General features: G+C 39.3%; 21 protein-coding genes and 2 tRNA genes. 12 read left to right on the forward strand and 11 right to left on the reverse strand.

Going from position 1 to position 18,542, the window contains the following annotated elements:
• Positions 1-19 precede the first annotated feature (19 nt).
• The 8 genes from nhaC to CIK86_RS06815 form a co-directional block, all read right to left on the reverse strand.
• Positions 20-1,483, reverse strand: a complete 1,464-nt coding sequence (nhaC, locus tag CIK86_RS06780) for a Na+/H+ antiporter NhaC (protein WP_176359703.1) — start codon at positions 1,481-1,483, stop codon at positions 20-22.
• Positions 1,484-1,662: 179 nt separating this feature from the next.
• A complete protein-coding gene (gene prc, locus CIK86_RS06785) occupies positions 1,663-3,687 on the reverse strand; it encodes a carboxy terminal-processing peptidase (RefSeq protein ID WP_086998610.1) in 2,025 nt (674 codons plus the stop codon).
• A gap of 26 nt (positions 3,688-3,713) precedes the next feature.
• Complete coding sequence (gene proQ, locus CIK86_RS06790) at positions 3,714-4,352, reverse strand: RNA chaperone ProQ (RefSeq protein WP_086998613.1); 639 nt, start codon at positions 4,350-4,352, stop codon at positions 3,714-3,716.
• Positions 4,353-4,367: 15 nt separating this feature from the next.
• The gene (locus CIK86_RS06795) at positions 4,368-4,646 is read right to left on the reverse strand and encodes a hypothetical protein (protein WP_011328358.1); all 279 of its coding nucleotides are present in this window, start codon (positions 4,644-4,646) and stop codon (positions 4,368-4,370) included.
• On the reverse strand, positions 4,646-5,104 hold the full coding sequence (locus CIK86_RS06800; protein ID WP_086998616.1) for a GAF domain-containing protein: 459 nt from the start codon (positions 5,102-5,104) through the stop codon (positions 4,646-4,648). Before CIK86_RS06800 ends, CIK86_RS06795 begins: the two co-directional genes overlap by 1 nt.
• A gap of 128 nt (positions 5,105-5,232) precedes the next feature.
• Complete coding sequence (locus CIK86_RS06805) at positions 5,233-5,613, reverse strand: hypothetical protein (RefSeq protein WP_086998619.1); 381 nt, start codon at positions 5,611-5,613, stop codon at positions 5,233-5,235.
• A gap of 167 nt (positions 5,614-5,780) precedes the next feature.
• Positions 5,781-5,871: transfer RNA gene (locus CIK86_RS06810), tRNA-Ser, on the reverse strand.
• A gap of 101 nt (positions 5,872-5,972) precedes the next feature.
• Positions 5,973-6,063 (reverse strand) — tRNA-Ser (locus CIK86_RS06815).
• A 251-nt stretch (positions 6,064-6,314) separates the two neighbouring features.
• Here CIK86_RS06815 and CIK86_RS06820 point away from each other — a divergent pair.
• From CIK86_RS06820 to CIK86_RS06845, 6 genes are read left to right on the forward strand one after another with little or no spacing between them, the layout of a single operon-like run.
• Positions 6,315-6,980, forward strand: coding sequence for a Bax inhibitor-1/YccA family protein (locus CIK86_RS06820; RefSeq protein WP_041454448.1), 666 nt, complete (start codon positions 6,315-6,317; stop codon positions 6,978-6,980).
• A 54-nt stretch (positions 6,981-7,034) separates the two neighbouring features.
• Positions 7,035-7,388: a sulfurtransferase complex subunit TusD gene (gene tusD, locus CIK86_RS06825; RefSeq protein ID WP_011328362.1), complete on the forward strand. Its 354-nt coding sequence runs from the start codon at positions 7,035-7,037 to the stop codon at positions 7,386-7,388.
• On the forward strand, positions 7,385-7,741 hold the full coding sequence (tusC, locus tag CIK86_RS06830) for a sulfurtransferase complex subunit TusC (protein WP_041454449.1): 357 nt from the start codon (positions 7,385-7,387) through the stop codon (positions 7,739-7,741). Before tusD ends, tusC begins: the two co-directional genes overlap by 4 nt.
• 20 nt (positions 7,742-7,761) lie before the next feature.
• Positions 7,762-8,028, forward strand: a complete 267-nt coding sequence (gene tusB, locus CIK86_RS06835; RefSeq protein WP_041454715.1) for a sulfurtransferase complex subunit TusB — start codon at positions 7,762-7,764, stop codon at positions 8,026-8,028.
• Between the two features lie 3 nt (positions 8,029-8,031).
• Complete coding sequence (locus CIK86_RS06840) at positions 8,032-8,361, forward strand: TusE/DsrC/DsvC family sulfur relay protein (RefSeq protein WP_011328365.1); 330 nt, start codon at positions 8,032-8,034, stop codon at positions 8,359-8,361.
• Positions 8,361-9,044 (forward strand): pseudouridine synthase, encoded by a 684-nt coding sequence (locus CIK86_RS06845; RefSeq protein ID WP_086998622.1) that lies wholly within the window; start codon positions 8,361-8,363, stop codon positions 9,042-9,044. The genes CIK86_RS06840 and CIK86_RS06845 overlap by 1 nt, the downstream gene beginning before the upstream one ends.
• A gap of 65 nt (positions 9,045-9,109) precedes the next feature.
• Here CIK86_RS06845 and CIK86_RS06850 read toward each other — a convergent pair whose 3' ends face one another.
• Positions 9,110-10,381, reverse strand: coding sequence for a sensor domain-containing diguanylate cyclase (locus tag CIK86_RS06850; protein ID WP_086998625.1), 1,272 nt, complete (start codon positions 10,379-10,381; stop codon positions 9,110-9,112).
• 293 nt (positions 10,382-10,674) lie between these two features.
• Between CIK86_RS06850 and mnmA the strand changes: the two genes are divergently transcribed.
• From mnmA to CIK86_RS06875, 5 genes are all read left to right on the forward strand, one after another.
• Complete coding sequence (mnmA, locus tag CIK86_RS06855; RefSeq protein WP_011328368.1) at positions 10,675-11,775, forward strand: tRNA 2-thiouridine(34) synthase MnmA; 1,101 nt, start codon at positions 10,675-10,677, stop codon at positions 11,773-11,775.
• Positions 11,775-12,377: a high frequency lysogenization protein HflD gene (gene hflD / locus CIK86_RS06860; protein WP_011328369.1), complete on the forward strand. Its 603-nt coding sequence runs from the start codon at positions 11,775-11,777 to the stop codon at positions 12,375-12,377. Before mnmA ends, hflD begins: the two co-directional genes overlap by 1 nt.
• 31 nt (positions 12,378-12,408) lie before the next feature.
• Positions 12,409-13,779 (forward strand): adenylosuccinate lyase, encoded by a 1,371-nt coding sequence (gene purB, locus CIK86_RS06865; protein WP_011328370.1) that lies wholly within the window; start codon positions 12,409-12,411, stop codon positions 13,777-13,779.
• A gap of 89 nt (positions 13,780-13,868) precedes the next feature.
• A complete protein-coding gene (locus CIK86_RS06870) occupies positions 13,869-15,014 on the forward strand; it encodes a cupin domain-containing protein (RefSeq protein ID WP_086998629.1) in 1,146 nt (381 codons plus the stop codon).
• A 9-nt stretch (positions 15,015-15,023) separates the two neighbouring features.
• On the forward strand, positions 15,024-15,491 hold the full coding sequence (locus CIK86_RS06875; protein WP_011328372.1) for a GNAT family N-acetyltransferase: 468 nt from the start codon (positions 15,024-15,026) through the stop codon (positions 15,489-15,491).
• A 62-nt stretch (positions 15,492-15,553) separates the two neighbouring features.
• On the opposite strand, the gene CIK86_RS06880 is transcribed toward CIK86_RS06875, so the two are convergent.
• Positions 15,554-16,000: a DUF4826 family protein gene (locus CIK86_RS06880; protein WP_086998633.1), complete on the reverse strand. Its 447-nt coding sequence runs from the start codon at positions 15,998-16,000 to the stop codon at positions 15,554-15,556.
• 125 nt (positions 16,001-16,125) lie between these two features.
• Entirely contained in the window at positions 16,126-17,544 is a 1,419-nt protein-coding gene (locus CIK86_RS06885) for a M28 family metallopeptidase (RefSeq protein WP_086998636.1), read from the reverse strand.
• 199 nt (positions 17,545-17,743) lie between these two features.
• Here CIK86_RS06885 and CIK86_RS06890 point away from each other — a divergent pair, with 199 nt between their 5' ends.
• Positions 17,744-18,541: a hypothetical protein gene (locus tag CIK86_RS06890; protein WP_086998640.1), complete on the forward strand. Its 798-nt coding sequence runs from the start codon at positions 17,744-17,746 to the stop codon at positions 18,539-18,541.
• Position 18,542: the final 1 nt, after the last annotated feature.

The following is an 18,542-nucleotide window of genomic DNA, read 5'->3' on the forward strand; positions in this document are numbered from 1 at the left end:
TTAAAAGAGGCTGTTTAAATTAAGCAGTCTGTTTTGGTTTAATACGTAATATTTTAATACCTAAATAAGCATAAATAATTGCCAATACAGGGTTAATTAAATTAAAGAAAGCATACAGTGCATAGTCAAATGGATTGATCAGTAACACGCTTTGCATATAGGCACCACAGGTATTCCATGGGATCAGCGGGCTGGTAATTGTGCCGCCATCTTCTAAGGTACGCGATAAATTAACCGGTTTTAAACCACGGTTTGCGTATTCTTCTTTAAACATCCGCCCCGGTACCACAATAGCAATATATTGATCCGCCGCAATGACGTTTGTACCAATACAAGTCGCTATAGTTGCAGTGATTAACGAACCTGTGCTTTTTGCGATTTTAAGAATACTCTTAACAAACACATCTAACAGTCCCGTTTTTTCCATAATAGCGCCAAACATCAGTGCCGTCATAATTAGCCAGGTTGTTGTAAGCATACCTGACATACCACCACCACTGAGGAGCGCATCCATATTGTCGTCTTGGGTACTAATACTAAAACCATCAAAAAAAGTGGTCCAAATTAATTTAAAGTAGCCTATTAGCTGGCCTTGGCTTATGTCTATTTGGCTGGCAATTAAATCAGATTGAAACAACACAGCCCACACAGCGCCAAGTACCGCGCCTATCGATATGGCAGGAAACGCTGGCATTTTGCGTATCGCAAGTACCAAAAGTACAATTAAAGGCACTAGCATTTCTAAACCAATATTAAAGTTTTGCTGCAAAATAGCAGTAATTTCATCAATACGCCCTGCTTCACTCGATGCAGTCGCGTTAAACCCCATAAATATAAAGATTATTAAGGCAATTACAAAGCTCGGTACTGTAGTCCATAGCATATGATGAATATGTTCAAATAAATCTGCCCCCACAACCGCAGGCGCTAAATTAGTAGTCTCTGATAGTGGACTAAGCTTATCGCCAAAATACGCGCCCGATATAACCGCACCAGCCGTTACTGTTTGCTCTAACCCTAAGCCTGTAGCAACGCCTAATAAAGCCACACCTATTGTAGCCGCTGTGGTCCACGAACTACCAATGCTCATTGCTACAATGCCACAAATTAAACAACTTGCTGCATAAAACCAACTCGGATTAATAACCTGTAAGCCGTAGTAAATTAGCGTAGGTACTGTGCCCGAAAGCAACCAAGTGCCTATTAACGCACCTACCATAAGTAAAATTAAGATAGCGCCTAACGACAAGGTGATCCCTTCAATCATCGCATCTTCTAGTTTTTTCCAATTGTAGCCATTTTTTAGACCTATTAATGCTGCTGCAAAAGTAGCAAATAACAAAGCTATTTGATTTGGCCCAGAAGAGGAATTATCACCAAATAGATAAACAGCCGCACCAAGTAAACAAATGAGAACTGAGATTGGAATGAGTGCATCAAAAAACGAGGCGGGTTTTATTGGTTTTTCTTCTAATGACTTCAAGATAAAGACTCCTACACACATCTAATGCATGTTAATTATTCTTCTTAGCACATACAGCGCATTAATCGAGCAACATTGATCTAGCTCAACTTTGTGTAATCAGCGATTATAACAATCTTGTAAATTATGGGTAGCAAAAAAGGCGCAATAGCGCCTTTTTTATAGAGGTAAACCAATTATTACTTTTTGGCTATACGCCCGTATTTAATATAGTCTTGAGTGATCAGGGCTGCTTCCTCTAAAAATGGATCCAGCTTTTCAATTACTTCCGGCACATCATCTAGGTTTTCGATTGGTTTTTCACCTAAACGCGCTAAACGCTCATTAGTACGCACTAAAGCGCGTGCTTCATTTTCATCTTTTTCTTTAATACGCTGAGCTTCTACTAACGAAATAGTTTTGCGGTCTTTCTCTTCGTTGTAGCGAGTAATGTCTTCAAATACATAATTAAACTCTGGCTCTGACTGAATACGCTGCGCATGTTGCTTATCTAAATACGTAATAATCGGTTTTAAGTCACCCATTTCTTGGTATCTAGCGCGTACTATGCTATCCCACGGCAGTGCATTATCTTGTTTGCTTTCTCCCCACTCTGCGGGATCAATTGCAGATGGAAACGAAATATCAGGAATAACGCCTTTGTGTTGTGTGCTACCACCATTTATGCGGTAAAACTTAGCAATTGTATACTGCACACTGCCAAGCTCGTTGTCGTACAGGTCGTACGCTCGCCCTAAGCCTTTGTGCTGTTGTACAGTGCCTTTACCAAAGGTTTGCTCGCCAATCACAATACCGCGACCATAATCTTGTATCGCTGCTGCAAAAATTTCAGAAGCAGATGCACTGTATCTGTCTACTAGAACAGTTAACGGGCCATCGTAGTACGTAATACCATCGCGGTCTTTCTGCTCTTCAATACGATTATTAAGAGTGTGAATTTGTACCACAGGACCTTGGTCGAAAAACAATCCAGAAAGCTGTGTTGCTTCGTATAAAGAACCACCACCATTTTGACGTAAATCTATAATAACACCGTCTACTTTAGCTTCTTTTAGTTTAGCTAGTTCAACTTTTACATCTTGCGACAAGTTATTATAAAAGCCAGGTATTTCAATAACGCCTATTTTACTGGTTAAATCGGAATACTGTGCTTCAAACACTTCAGATTTGGCTGCTCTGTCTTCTAGGCGTATTTTATCTCGGGTTATTTCAACTATTTTAGGCGTACCGTGCGCATCAGCGCCTTTTAGATACTGTAAACGTACTTTTGTACCTTTAGGGCCTTTAATTAAATCAACCACGTCATCTAAGCGCCAACCTATCACATCAACAAACTCTTTACCGTCTTGGGCAACGCCAATAATGCGGTCATCGGCTTTAATTTGTTGTGATTTATCGGCAGGACCACCCGGTACTAAACTGCGAATAACGGTATAGTCTTCGTCTGGGCTTAATACTGCACCTATGCCTTCAAGCTCTAGGTCCATATCCATTTTAAATTGCTCTGCACGGCGCGGCGATAAATAAGAGGTATGCGCCTCTATACTGCGTGCAAGCGAATTCATTACTATTTGAAAGGCATCTTCGGATTTTGATTGTACTAAACGCTTTTGTGCATTTTTATAGCGCTTTACAAGTACATCCTTTATACCTTCCCAATCTTTACCGGTCATTTTTAAGCGTAGTGCGTCATATTTAACGCGCTCACGCCATATTTCATCAAGTTCGTCTTGGGTGGTTACCCAAGCAGCATCTTCTCGATCAAAAAAGTATTCATCTTGTTTATCAAACGTCATCTCATTTTCAAGTAATGAAAGCGAGTAATCATAACGCTCAAAGCGACGTTTAAGGCTTAGGTTAAAAATATCAAAAGTAAAGCCTAATTTGCCGGTTACCAATGCGTTATCAAAGCCATTACGATATTGCTCAAATGACGCAATATCGCTGGCTAAGAATACACTTTTATTAAAATCAAGGGATTCGATATAACGATCGTACACTTTACTTGAAAGCTCATCGTTAAATCGAACCGGTGTATAGTGTGAACGAGTAAATAAGTTAACCACTCGTTTGCTGGCTGTAGCATGTTGACTTTCTTGCTTAAGCAACGGTAAGTCTTTTAACGTAACGGCTTCAACGGCAGCAAATAATGAACCTGAAAACAGGGCAGCAACTAACGGAATGAGCGTAAACTTTTTACTCATACACAACTCCTTAATTTATTTTCAGCTTAAATAATGTATAAGCTGTCAGCTTTGGTTTTAACTTGCATACCAGTCACTAATTCAACATGAACGTCGTCTTTGTTCACTTCAGTGATTATTGCATTAACAAGTGCTTGGCCAAGTTTAACCTTAACCTTATTATTAACCTTGACCTCACTTGCTGGTAAAGGTTCAATTTTTCCTGAACGCTTAACCGGTGCGGCTTTAGCTGTTTTATCTGCTGAAGTAGCATTTTTAGCGGCATGAGCAGGTTTCTTTTTGAAAGATTTTGCATCTGCATCTGGACGCGGACGTTGCTGCTTTTTGCGTTTAGCCATTTTCGCGCGGCTTTCTTCCAATGCTTTTTGTGCATGGTCGATATGCTCTTGCTCAACTTTTTCAGCTTGATTACCATCAAGATCAATACGAAACTCTGACTTAGTCACAGCTTCTAAATAACGCCAGTTAGACGTGTATTTTCTAAGCGCTTGGCGCACTTGAGTCTTGCTTACTTTTTCAGACCCTTCAATACGCTCAGCAATATCTTTAAAAATACCGACTTTAAGCGGTTTGATACCGTCTTTTTGTTTAAAACACTGCGGGAATTCTTGATATAAAAATTCCAACACTTCGTTCATATCTTTTAGCTTGTTTGTGGTTTCCATTTTAGAACCTATTTTTCACATCTTTTCATCAAGGGACGAATCAACATAGTGTATTACCCAGTCGACCAATTCTTCGAAGTCGGCCTCAATTACAGCCATATCACCACGAAGGTGTTCCCAAATACCATTAATTGTTTCATCGATAAATTCACACTCGGCTTCGTCTGGTAGACGATCCCAAGCAATATGAATCAAATCATTGAGCGTTTCCGCTACATGTTCTTCATCGCCTTCCCAATCGCCCACATCTTGTACGGCAAAAAGGTAGTCTTGAACATTTAGCAAGTCTTTCATTATAGGCTTGCCTCTAAGCATTTTACTAATGCTTCAAGACCCGCTTGATCGTCAGTATCAAATCGGCTAATACTTGGGCTATCTATATCAAGTACAGCAAATACTTTACCAGCTTTCATAATAGGTACAACTACTTCAGAATTTGACGCTGCATCACAGGCTATATGCCCATCAAAAGCGTGAACATCTTCTATTAATTGTGTTTGTCCGGTTGCAGCGGCGGTTCCACATACACCCTTTCCTACCGGAATTCGAATGCAAGCCGGGTTACCTTGAAACGGACCAAGCACTAATTCGGTAGGTGAATCCATAAAATAAAAGCCCGCCCAATTTACATCATCTAATGAAGTAAATAACAGCGCGCTTATATTTGCCATATTAGCAATTACATTCGATTCACCGCTTATCAGCGATTGCGTTTGCTTAACTAATGACTGGTAAAAATCGTGCTTTTGCATACCAAACTACTTCTTATTAAACATACAGTAGCTAAAGGTACTCTTTGTCGTGAAAAATTGAAACCTTTTGCGGCTAAAAAAAAGGAAAATGCACGCTTTATCAGCATGCTTGCTTAATAATGCTACGATTATTTTTTTGCGGTTTTACGCAGCCCAAACAAAAACAGCCCTGCAGCAAACCCAGACATCACACTATTTATTAAAAATATCTCGCCCGTAGTAGCACTAAGTAAGTAACTAAAAATAGCGCCGCCTAATAAACCAAGCGTTAAAACCCCTGAATAATTTACTTTAGCGTACTTAAACATAAGTAAGTAACCTGGCACTACAAATGCGGCCATTGTTAACCCTACAATGTGTGCGTTTGCTATTGCCGTCATCAATAATTGAAAAAATACAGATAAAAAGTCGCCACTCATAGCAAGGCCATAATAAACACCCAACATACCACCAATAATGATTGGGGAGAGTAATGAAAGCCCGACACTTTTTGCAAGTTGATGTTTCATCGTAAAATCCTTAAATATACAAACATAAGCCTCAATAATATAAGCATGCCCTAAGCGAGGTAGCTTATAAATAGAGACTATGGTCGTAATTTAAACTTACAAAACAAACGCGTTATTTTATATGAGGCACAAAAAAGCCCGCTAATTAAGCGGGCTGTTTTGTTATATGGTGGAGAGATAGGGATTTGAACCCTAGATGGGCTATAAACCCATGCCGGTTTTCAAGACCGGTGCATTCGACCACTCTGCCATCTCTCCGATACTGCTATAGTTAAAAATAAGAGTGTATTTTAAACTATTTTAAATAAATGCTTATTATTGATTTTAAAAACCAAAACACCATTTATTTGTTAAATAAGTGGTGGAGAGATAGGGATTTGAACCCTAGATGGGCTATAAACCCATGCCGGTTTTCAAGACCGGTGCATTCGACCACTCTGCCATCTCTCCGCACGGCCTGAATAATAGGGAAAGCGCAGAGGTTTGTGAAGCTTTATTTTAAATTAATTGTTTAAGTGATTAAAAAACAACTAATTTGTTTAAAGTTAAAGCAAAAGTGGCCTGTATTAATTGTAATTGCACTTTTATTTAAATATTTCACTCTATTGAACTACAAAGGTTTGCCCAAACATATAAGAGTTGTTAATCTAAATTTAGTTAAATTATCGGAACTACTCAGTTTCAACCACAGGAGCTCTACAATGGCGTTTAATCAATCGTACAATACCGCTAAACCGGTAATGTCTACCATTGAAACAAACAAGGTGCTTAAAAACACCTACCTATTACTTGCTATGACACTCGCATTTAGCGCTGTTACAGCGGGTATTTCAATGGCACTACAGTTACCATACTTTATGGGATTAGTGTTCACACTTGTCTCGTTCGGCTTATTATTTGTAGTAAATAAAAAAGCAGAAACTGCATCTGGTGTATTTTGGGTATTTGCTTTTACCGGCTTAATGGGCGCAGGCCTTGGCCCAATGCTTAACCACTATGCAGAAATGCCTAATGGCCCTATGCTAATTATGCAAGCGCTGGGCTCTACCGCGCTGATATTTTTTGGTTTATCGGCTTATGCACTTAACACTAAAAAAGACTTCTCATTTATGGGTGGCTTTTTAACGGTTGGTTTAATCGTTGTTATTGTGGCAAGCATTGTTAATATTTTCATCGGTAGTTCACTGATGTTTATGGTACTTAATGCTGCTGTAGTATTAATTATGTCTGGTTTAATTTTATTTGATACCAGCCGTATTATTAACGGTGGCGAAACAAATTATATTCGCGCAACTGTGTCACTTTACCTAAGTGTATATAACTTATTTACTTCATTACTTGCTCTGCTTGGCGCAAATAATGACTAATTAAAAAGTTCTGTTAAAATAGCCCCTTAATTGGGGCTTTTTTTTGGAATAATTTTGTCGCGTTTCGTCTTGTCTTTACATACTCCACCCTCTGATCACGATACTACGCAGCGTTTAGTTAAATTTGCGCACGCTTGCTTAGCGCAAGGACACACCATAGACGCTATATTTTTATATCAGCAAGGGGTTTATCATGCTTCAAACCACTTTGATCTTCCCACTGATGAGCTACAAATTCCGATGTTATGGCAGCAATTAGCAGATCAAAAAATTAATTTAATGTTATGTGTAACCGCCGCTGAAAAACGTGGTTTAGACATTAAACACACCAATGTGTTTAATGTTGCTGGGCTTGCTGAGTTTGCCATGCTTGCTAGTGATGCCGACAAATGGATACAGTTTAAATGATTAACGTACTCGTAATGAGCCAATGCAGTCCTTTTGATGACTTGCATATTCGCGACGCCCTAGACATGACCCTCATATTTGCAGCTGTCGATCAGAATATCAGTTGGCTATTTAGTGGCCCTGCTGTACTGGCACTAAAAAAGCAACAACAACCAAATATGCTTGGTATAAAAGATTTTTTTAAAAACATTAAAACATTGGAAATTTATGACGTTGAAAATATTTACGTCTGCGAAAAGTCACTACTCGATTATGGCTTAAACAAAAATGATTTATTGTTAGATGTGCAAGCACTAAACTTTGATCAGCAAAAAGCGCTAATTAAAACCCAGCAACATGTGGTGAACCTATGAGTAACCTACAAACTAATGCTTTGAGCACCTTACATATATTTTCTAAACCACTTAGCTACTACAGCGCCAATCGATTAGAAAACCTAATTCAAGCAACTGATATTGTACTTCTGGTTGGCGATGCCTGTTATGCAGCAAAGCAGTATCGACAATTTGCCGAATCATTGTTTATTTTAGCGCCTGATGCGAGTGCTCGCGCTATAAAGCTAAATAATAACGATAAAGTAATTAGCTATGACGAATTTGTAACCCTTAGCTTATCAACCAATCAATCTATTACCTGGTAACTTATGCTTGAAATTAACAACCAACAGCTTGAAACAGACAAACAAGGTTATTTACTTGACCATACTTTATGGTCAAAAGAATTAGCGCCCATTATTGCACAGCAAGAAAACATTAGTTTAACTGAGCAGCATTGGGAAGTTATTAACTTTGTTCGCAACTTTTACCTAGAATACAACACCAGCCCCGCTATTAGAATGCTGGTAAAAGCCATGGCTAAAGCACTCGGTGAAGATAAAGGTAATAGCCTATATTTATATAAATTATTTCCTAAAGGCCCGGCAAAACAAGCGACTAAAATTGCCGGCTTACCAAAACCTGCCAGGTGCATATAATGAATAATAAGTCAGCTAATAAGCAAGAGTACACAGCTAAACCCAAACGTAATACTGGCAGAACCTATTCTCGCAGCACGTTAAAAAGCGTCGCTTCAAAAAGAGAAATAAAACCAGCAATAGCTTCACAAGATATAAAAATAGTCTTATTTAATAAGCCTTTCGACGTTTTGTGCCAATTTACTGATGATGCCAACAGAAAAACCCTTGCTGAATTTATTCCTATAAAAGAAGTTTACGCTGCAGGCAGACTCGACAGAGACAGTGAAGGTTTATTACTGCTCACCAATTGCGGTAAATTACAAAACACCCTAACCGCACCGGGTAAAAAAACCAGTAAAACTTATTGGGTTCAGGTAGAAGGTGAGCCAAGCTCAGAGTCAATTGCTGCACTATGCACAGGCGTAGAATTAAAAGATGGCCTTACATTACCCGCTAAAGTGAGCATCATCAGTGAGCCAACGCTGTGGGCGCGAAACCCACCAGTAAGAGAGCGAAAACTAATACCTACAACTTGGCTCAGCATAACAATAAGTGAAGGGCGTAACCGCCAAGTTAGACGCATGACAGCACATATTGGGCACCCTACTTTGCGTTTAATTCGCTATAGTATTGGTAAGTACACCCTAGATGGCATTAAAAACGGCGAGTATAAAGTAATGACAGGTATAAAGCATACCTAACTGATGTAAACCAACTTACAATCGCTAATTAATAAGCCATTATTAACTTTAAATTAGCGTTTAAGCTATTTGCCAGGGCTTAGCGCAATACAATTACCTCCTTGGTTTTTTGCATAATAAAGAGCATCGTCGGCAGCTTGAATAAATGTTAAATGATCATCACACTGATGATGATTAACAGTATTAATTCCCATGCTTACTGATAAATACCCTGTAAAGCTATCTTCATGCACAATTGCCAACATTTCAATTGCTTTTTGAATTTGTTCAGCCACAAATAGCGCCCCTTGTTTATCTGTTTGTGGTAGCAATACAACAAACTCTTCACCACCATAACGGGCAACAAAATCCTCTGGACGACTCACTGTGTCGGCAAGTTTTTGTGCCACAGCGTATAAGCACTTATCGCCTGCAATATGCCCGTAACGGTCGTTAAATTTTTTGAAGTTATCAATATCAATTATAATGAGTGAAAGCTGACAGTTTGCTAATTTAACACGGGAAAATTCATCAACAATTTTTTCATCAAAGCGGCGCCTATTGGCAATTTTGGTTAACGAATCTAAAAACGCCATTTCGCTTAAAATCTCATGTGCTTTAATCCGCTCAGTGGCGTCATTAAAAACAACCAAAAATTCATTACCAATATTAATACCCGATACTTGCATAATGACTTGCTCACCATTTTTGCAGGTTATTTGGTAGTCGTTTGCAGGAATATCGCCTTTATTACTTTCGGCTTGTGCAAGCGATGCGCTCCATAATGCCCGAGCAGCATTTCTTTTATCAATATCTGGGTAGGCTTTTCCCCACCAAATATCTACATTGGGCGTATCATTTATAGTAAAACCAAATACATCAATATAACGCTGGTTAACTTTTAATATATCACCCGTTTCAACGCACACATTACAAATAGGCATAGGAAGTACTGTAAATAATTTTGCATAATGGCTCAGCTCATGATTACGCATAGGGTGATGCGTGTGAGCAATTAAATATTTTTGTTGTGGATCGTTATGTTCGTTAAGTAATTTGGCATTCATAGTCGCTACAAAATGCCATTCAACCCACCATGCTTCTAAACGCTTTAATAATGCCTTTTCTACTTTTAGATTAGGGGTCAACGACTGTTCAATTAATTTAAATAACTCAACAATAGGATGTGGCTCTTGGAAAAAAATAGGGGGAGTTATTGTGATCAATTCATCAAACAAATAATAAGCTGTTTCTTTAAGTTCACTCAACGGGTTGTTAAGCAACTCACTTATATCGGTTTTTTTTGGGTAATCTAAAATAAAAGATTTTACTTTGTTGACGTGAGAAGCATAGTTCATATATTCATTCCATTGAGTATAAATAACCTTAGTTACGCTTAAATATAACACTATAAAGCAATATAAAGCTATAACTCCTCCTACTATTACACAGCTAATATTCACACTTATTTACTATTTATATTTATTTTGCTTACTGCAAATAGCAAAAACGTTTTGCTGACGCTATAAAAATAACTACAAAAGCGCTGCATTAAGGCTAAGCCTCTTTAAGCGCTGCTTAAATACATGCTATAATCGCGGCCTTTCCAAGATGTTATTAATAACAGTAATCTGTATAAGCGAAATTATTCATGAGCGAAAATAGTCACATTAAAGTCATCGTAGGTATGTCCGGCGGTGTTGATTCTTCTGTATCTGCATATTTGTTAAAGCAACAAGGCTATCAGGTAGAAGGCCTGTTTATGAAGAACTGGGAAGAAGACGACAATGATGAATATTGCGCCGCAGCTGATGATTTAAAAGACGCGCAAGCAGTTTGCGATAAACTCGGTATTGAACTGCATACAGTTAACTTTGCCGCTGAGTATTGGGATAACGTATTTGAGTACTTTTTAGCAGAATACAAAGCAGGTCGTACACCTAACCCAGATATAATGTGCAATAAAGAAATTAAATTTAAAGCCTTTTTAGAATTTGCGGCCCAAGCATTAGGCGCCGACTTTATTGCCACCGGTCACTATGTACGCCGCGAACTACGCGATGACAAATACGTTATGTGCCGCGGGTTAGATGATAATAAAGATCAAAGCTACTTTTTATACACGCTTAGCCACGAACATATTGGCCAAACATTATTCCCTGTTGGCGATATTGCTAAGCCAGAAGTGCGCCGCATAGCTGAAGAGCAAGACCTAATTACTCACGATAAAAAAGACAGCACAGGTATATGTTTTATTGGTGAGCGCAAATTTAAAGACTTTTTACAAAAGTTTTTACCTGCCCAACCTGGTGTTATCGAAGACACTGATGGTAACAATGTAGGCGAGCACGAAGGATTAATGTATCACACCCTAGGTCAACGCAAAGGCTTGCTAATTGGTGGTATGAAAGAAGGCTCAGGCGAGCCATGGTATGTAGTAGATAAAGACCTTGAGCGAAATGTACTTATTGTTGGCCAAGGTAAAGATCACCCTCGCCTATACAGTAATGGCCTTAATGCTAACCAATTGCACTGGGTTGACCGTATTGGCCCTAAAGGCACTACTCGCTGCACAGTTAAAACCCGTTACCGCCAAGAAGACTTAAGCTGTACGCTACTTGTAGGCGAAGACGGCATGGCACGCGTATTATTCGACGAGCCACAAAAAGCCGTTACTCCAGGTCAATCTGCCGTATTTTACGCAGAAGATGTGTGTTTAGGTGGTGGTATTATTGATTCGGTGATCAAATAATGAATCAACACCAAGTCATGGCGCTTGCCGCCATGTGCCAAGTTGCTAAACAAGTTCAAAAAGTTGCTCAGTACGGCAATAATAATGAACACGATTTAGAAATACTACTTTCGAGTATTATTCAAACCTCGCCGGCATCGCCAGAGGATGTATACCAAGGCACAGATAACCTACGCGATGGCTACAAAACATTATTGGCACAGCTAAGTGCTGGCGCGCAAAAAGATGTTGAAATTGTAAAATACGTCGGTGGTTTAATGCAGCTAGAACGTGCCTTGAGTGCAAACGACAAAAGCTTAAACGAATTAGGTAAACGTATTGATGACATTCATCGACGTTTAGATCATTTTGCTATAACCGACGAGAGCGTTGTCGCCGGTTTAGCGGATATATACTCAACGGTGCTAAGCCCCCTTGGGCACCGTATACAGGTTTATGGTAAACCTGAGTTACTAAAGCAGCAGCTCACTCAAAATAAAATCCGCGCATTATTATTAGCCGGTATTAGAAGTGCAGTTTTATGGCGACAAATGGGCGGTAAACGCCGTCACTTTTTCTTTGCAAAAAGAAAAATAATCGCCATTGCTAAAGCAAAAATTTAATTATCGTTCAAACTAAAATTTAGGAGTTATTATGGAGCTTTCAGCGTTAACGGCTATCTCTCCAGTGGATGGTCGCTACGGCAGCAAAACCACTGAACTACGCAGTATTTTCAGCGAATTTGGCCTAATCAAATACCGCGTAACCGTTGAAGTGCGTTGGTTGCAAGCGTTAGCTGCAGCGAGCGATATTAAAGAAGTCCCTGCATTTAGCGAACAAGCTAATGCATTACTAAACGCCATTGTTGATAACTTCAGCGAAGCTGATGCACAGCGCGTTAAAGATATTGAACGCACAACAAATCACGACGTTAAAGCGGTTGAATACCTTCTAAAAGAAAAAGTAGCCGATAACGCAGAACTACATGCAATTAACGAATTTATTCATTTTGCATGTACCTCTGAAGACATTAACAACCTATCTCATGGTTTAATGCTAACTGAAGCACGCAATAATGTATTACTACCATATTGCGATCAGTTACTTAGCGCAATTAAAGAAAAAGCGATTGAGTACAAAACAATCCCTATGATGACACGTACGCACGGACAACCTGCTACACCGTCTACTATGGGTAAAGAGTTTGCTAACGTTTACATGCGCTTAAAACGTCAACGCGACCAAATTGCACAAGTAGAAATGCTAGGTAAAGTTAACGGTGCTGTAGGTAACTACAACGCTCACCTTAGTGCATACCCAGATTACGATTGGCACACACATGCAGACAAATTTGTATCAAGCCTAGGTTTAACTCTAAACCCGTTTACTACACAAATTGAACCGCATGACTACATTGCTGAGCTTTTTGATGCTATTGCCCGTTTTAACACAATACTGCTCGATTTTGATCGTGACATGTGGGGTTACATTGCCCTTAATCACTTTAAGCAAAAAACCATTGCTGGCGAAATTGGCTCATCAACAATGCCACATAAAGTTAACCCTATTGATTTTGAAAACTCAGAAGGTAACTTAGGTTTAGCAAATGCTATTTTTTCTCACCTTGCACAAAAGCTGCCTGTTTCTCGCTGGCAACGTGATCTTACCGACTCAACGGTATTACGTAACTTAGGTGTAGGTATGGGTTATGCACTTATTGCATACCAATCAACACTTAAAGGTGTAAGTAAGCTTGAAGTAAACGAGCAACGTTTATTAGAAGAGCTTGATCAAAACTGGGAACTGCTAGCAGAGCCAATTCAAACAGTTATGCGTAAGTACGGTATCGAAAAGCCATACGAAAAGCTTAAAGACTTAACCCGTGGCAAACGTGTAAACCAAGAAATAATGGCAGACTTCATCGATGGTTTAGACCTTCCTGAACACGCTAAAGTAGAAATGAAAAAACTAACACCTGCTAATTATATTGGCCGCGCTGTTGAGTTTATTGATGATTTAGTTTAATAACTAAACTAAAATCAATGAAAAAGCGAAAGGTCTCCTTTCGCTTTTTTTGTTTTAATACCACTTGCACTAATTTGTAGGGCCACTGTATGTATCAATTAAAAATAAATGACTTATCAGAGCAAGAGTTTTTAACTCAGTTCTGGCAAAAAAAACCACTCTTAATTAAACAAGGTTTTAGTAATTTTCAGGACCCGCTTGATGCGAATGAACTTGCAGGCCTTGCAATGGAAGACAGCATAGAGTCGCGTATTGTTACTAATCATAATAATGAATGGCAATCGCACCAAGGGCCGTTTGAAGACTTTGAACAGCTTACAGAGCAACACTCTACTTTATTAGTACAAGCGGTTGATCATTGGCATAACGATGCAGCACAGCTGCTAGAGCCGTTTCGATTTATCCCAAACTGGCGCATAGATGATTTAATGATCAGCTATTCAACGCCTGGCGGTGGTGTTGGCCCGCATTTAGATCAATACGATGTATTTATTATTCAAGGTGAAGGCAAACGCCATTGGCGAGTAGGCCTGCCAGATCCTAGCCTTAAACAATTCACCCAAAATAAAACATTATTGCAAGTAGAAGCGTTTACTGCGGTTATTGATTGTATTTTAGAACCCGGCGATATTTTATATATTCCACCAGGTTGCCCGCACGAAGGTTATGCCGTAGAAAACGCCCTTAATTATTCGGTGGGTTTTAGAGCACCAAATCAACAAGATTTACTCTCTAGCTTTGCCGATCATATTATTGATACCGAAAGCGGGCAAAAGCGCTACACCGACCACAACCTTACATTAAGAGAGTCTAAGGGCGAGCTAAGCGATACTGAGGTTGATAAAGTAAAAGTGTTAATGCAAGCATTACTTAACGACGACACCTTGTTTAAACAATGGCTTGGCACAACGTTAAGCCAACCAAAGCACGATATGGACTTAATGCCTGTTGAGCAACCGTTTAATGCGGCGCAAATAGCCGATGCAATAAACAATGACGACATAAGCTTTGAGCGCCTAGGTGGAACGCGTGCTATATATCAGCAAACAGCTGATGAATTATTAGTAAGTGTTAACGGAGAAAACTACTCTGTACTAAATAGTGACTTAAATGCTGTTAAGTTACTAACTGATTTTACAGGTTTTAATGCGCAACAGCTAAAAAATACGGCACCAAGCCTAGTTTTTATTGAAATATTCACTACACTAATTAATGAGGGTATTTGGTTCAATTAAAGGTGTATTATGGACTACCGGGTAGAACAGGTCGATTGGCACAGCCAAAAAGCGCTACTGCAGCAAATAAGAGAGCGTGTATTTGTTTATGAGTTACATATTCCTAAACATATTGAATTTGATAACCTAGACCCACTTGCCCAACATATTCTTGTCACCTGTATTACCAACGACACACAGTCTCCTGTAGCCACAGGCAGGCTGTGTAGCGATGGCCTTATAGGCCGTATAGCTGTATTACCCGCCCACCGCAATCGCAATGTTTACAAATCCCTACTTAACTTTATTGTTGCACTTGCTGCAGAGCAAAATATTGAAGTACTGAGTATTAACTGCATTTTAGAAGAAGTTGAATTATTTAAACAAAATGGCTTTAGCCAACAAGGCAATGTATTCATGGAGGCTGGCATTGCAAAGCTACGAATGCAATGCCCTGTTACCAGCTTTGAAACTCGTCCATTTACGTTAACGCATTAAAAAGCGAGCTACAATAAATAAAGTAGCTCGCTTTTTTAATTTGTTATACAAACATATTAAACTTATTTAGGCTCGTTAGCCCACAGTTGTTCATTTTCGTGCATTTCGTATAAACCATGGGCACGATTGATCAGTAAATTGGCAAAATCAACCTTGGTTTTTTCACTCGCCCCTGTTTGCATTATTTGATCAGCTTTTAACTGCCATTGCAGTGAAAAATAACGTATTGCATCGCGAGCATCTTTTGCAGCACTCACTTCAGCATGATCAGTTGGTAAACGACCGGTAATTACCCAATAGTTTTTACCGTTTTGCGCCTTAAATTTCCATAGAGCACAAAATGGGGCTAAAAAACGACTGTCTTTTTCAATCAACGTTTTAGGCATAATGCCTTTTTCAGCTAAATGCTTTTGTGCGTTTTGAAAGCATTCACGCTGCCATAATATATTTTGCTGCTCTACTTGAGCTTGTTCTTGTGCTGTTAACGGTTTTTTTTCTTGTTGTGTCATTATTAATAACCTTTTACTTCTTTTTTAACACTTTAAGGGCTTAACAAATAAGGTGCAAGTACAAAAATAGTATTTTTTAGCCTCAAACCCGCTGTTTGCCTGCTTTTTAGCCAAATTTATAAGCTTTACTTAACTATTTTAATATTATGATCGAATGAGCCCACATCCCCCGGAAATACCACCGGCGACTCAATCCCTTCTTTATTAATGGCTGCAACACCAAAATAGTAATTATCAATTACTACATTGTTAAGTGTAGCTTGAGTAACCTTACCCACGGTTTTACTAAACTGCCATTGTGGCTCGCTGGTATAACGCCAATAAATACGATAACCGGTTATATTATTGTCTTTAGATGCCTGCCACGACAAACGCGTATTAGCCGTTACCGCACCCGCGATTTTCACGTCTTTAGGAGGGGCTGGTGCCCACGCCATCGACGCTAAACTTACAGCATTAAGTGCGGTTAATTTGGCCGCATAGTCAAAATCAACGCCTTTGATCGTATCGCCATATTCAATGCCGTTTTCAATGCGTAAGTCTTGATGCTGGCGATCGTAATGCTCGTTTGTTTCCATAATGCGCACTGCAGCAAAGCCCGCGTCATTAAAAGGTCTATGGTGCCCACCTCTACCAAATCGGTCTAACCGATAAACTAACATAGTATTTAAATTAGCAATGTATCTGTCGGCAATGGTATCTATGTAACGCGCCAAGTTACGACTAGCTGAGTCAACCTCGCCCCCCGTAAAGCGCCGCGTTCGTGCTTGCTCTTTAGTTTCTATTACGCGCGTACCTTCAGAAAATATCCGCGCTGTGGTGTTATCGGTTACGCCATTAACCCCGGTAATATTGCCTATCATGTCGTTGTTTAGTACTGCGTGTACTTGCCAGTCGTGTTTTTGCGCATAAGCGGTTAAAATTTTACCACCAAATAAACCCTGCTCCTCGCCCGACAGCGCCGCGTACACCACAGAGCCATTAAATTTATGTTTACTCAATACACGCGCCGCCTCTATTACGCCCGCCACACCAGAGGCGTTATCGTTAGCCCCCGGCGAGTCGCTAGTAAAATCCATCACATCGCTTACGCGTGAGTCTATATCGCCCGACATTATTACCATACGGTTAGGCTCGCTTATACCGCGCTGAATAGCGACAATATTAACCACTTCGGTTGCATCAGGAATTCGTTTTTCGCCCGATATAGTGTCTTTTACTTCAATAATCTCTAGGCAGCCGCCGCATTGTGCTGATATTTTTTCGAACTCTTGTTTTATCCAGCGCCTTGCTGCACCAATGCCACGGGTTTCCGATTTAGTGTCTGATAATGTATGGCGCGTACCAAAATCCACCAGCGTTTGAATATCGCCACCAATACGCTGCGCTGAAATATCACCGGCTATAGCATGCAATTTTTGTTGATCAGTGTATTTAATCTCGCCCGCTGCCAATGCTTGCGAAGTTAAACCCACAAAACAAGCAGCTGTAAGGGTACTCACGCTAAGTAATTTTGTTGTTATTTTAAAAGGTGTTTTAAGCATTTATAGCTCCTTATTTTTATTATAATCACCATTACGCAAGTAAGCTTATTGCGCAATACTTTTGCGGTAGGCACCACAAAAAAGTAAGCTAGAGTACAGGTTAAAGGTTTAATTAAGCCAAATAATTAGCAACTACAATATTTAGTAATATAGTTATTTTATTTATGCCACACTAGCTTTTTTATGTATTAAAAACTTTATGCGCCAATTAAAAAACGATACCAAGCTCAGTAATCAAATCTATCATGCCGACAGTAAGTTTGGTCCGGTACGCGTTTATCAAAATGAAGATTATAGATGGCTCACTTTTAATAACGATCCGCCGCTAGGCTCTACCCTTCAAGGAGTAATGAACAAAGCCCGGCCTGAACTATTATGTGTACCAATATATCAAAGCATGTTGTTATTTTTATTAGCCCCGGTTAGTGAGCTACGTATTTTAAATTTGGGCTTAGGCACTGCAGCAATAGAGCGCGCACTTAAACACATTGAATCTAGCCGCCGTAATTTAATTGATACGTTTGAAAGTGTAGAAATAAACCCTGATGTTATAAGTATCGCTAAGCAATTTTTTAAATTACCCAGTGATCATACTGTGCACTTGCAATGTGCTCAGCAATTTATTAGTCAATGCACTCAACAATACGACCTAATTTACATAGATATATTTAGTGGCGAGCACCACCAAACGTTTATTCAAAGCGAGTCGTTTTGGCACGCCATTAACCACTGCATTAATAAAAGCGGCCAGGCAATCATTAACCTAAATCCTAAAACAGGGCAAGAATTACAAACTACTTTAGTACTGTTACGCCATTACTTTAACTGTATTGCACTTATAGAGTTTTATGAATACAAAAACATTGTTCTTATACTAAGTAACCTGTCGTTAAAGCATATAACGGTAGAGGCAATACAAGCCTCAACAGTAATGCAAAGCATAGCGCCAAACTTGCATAGCAATATAAATACTATTTACCATATAGCAGCAGTATAAA

The organism is Pseudoalteromonas sp. JB197, assembly GCF_002332205.1.
Classification (GTDB): Bacteria; Pseudomonadota; Gammaproteobacteria; order Enterobacterales; family Alteromonadaceae; genus Pseudoalteromonas; species Pseudoalteromonas nigrifaciens.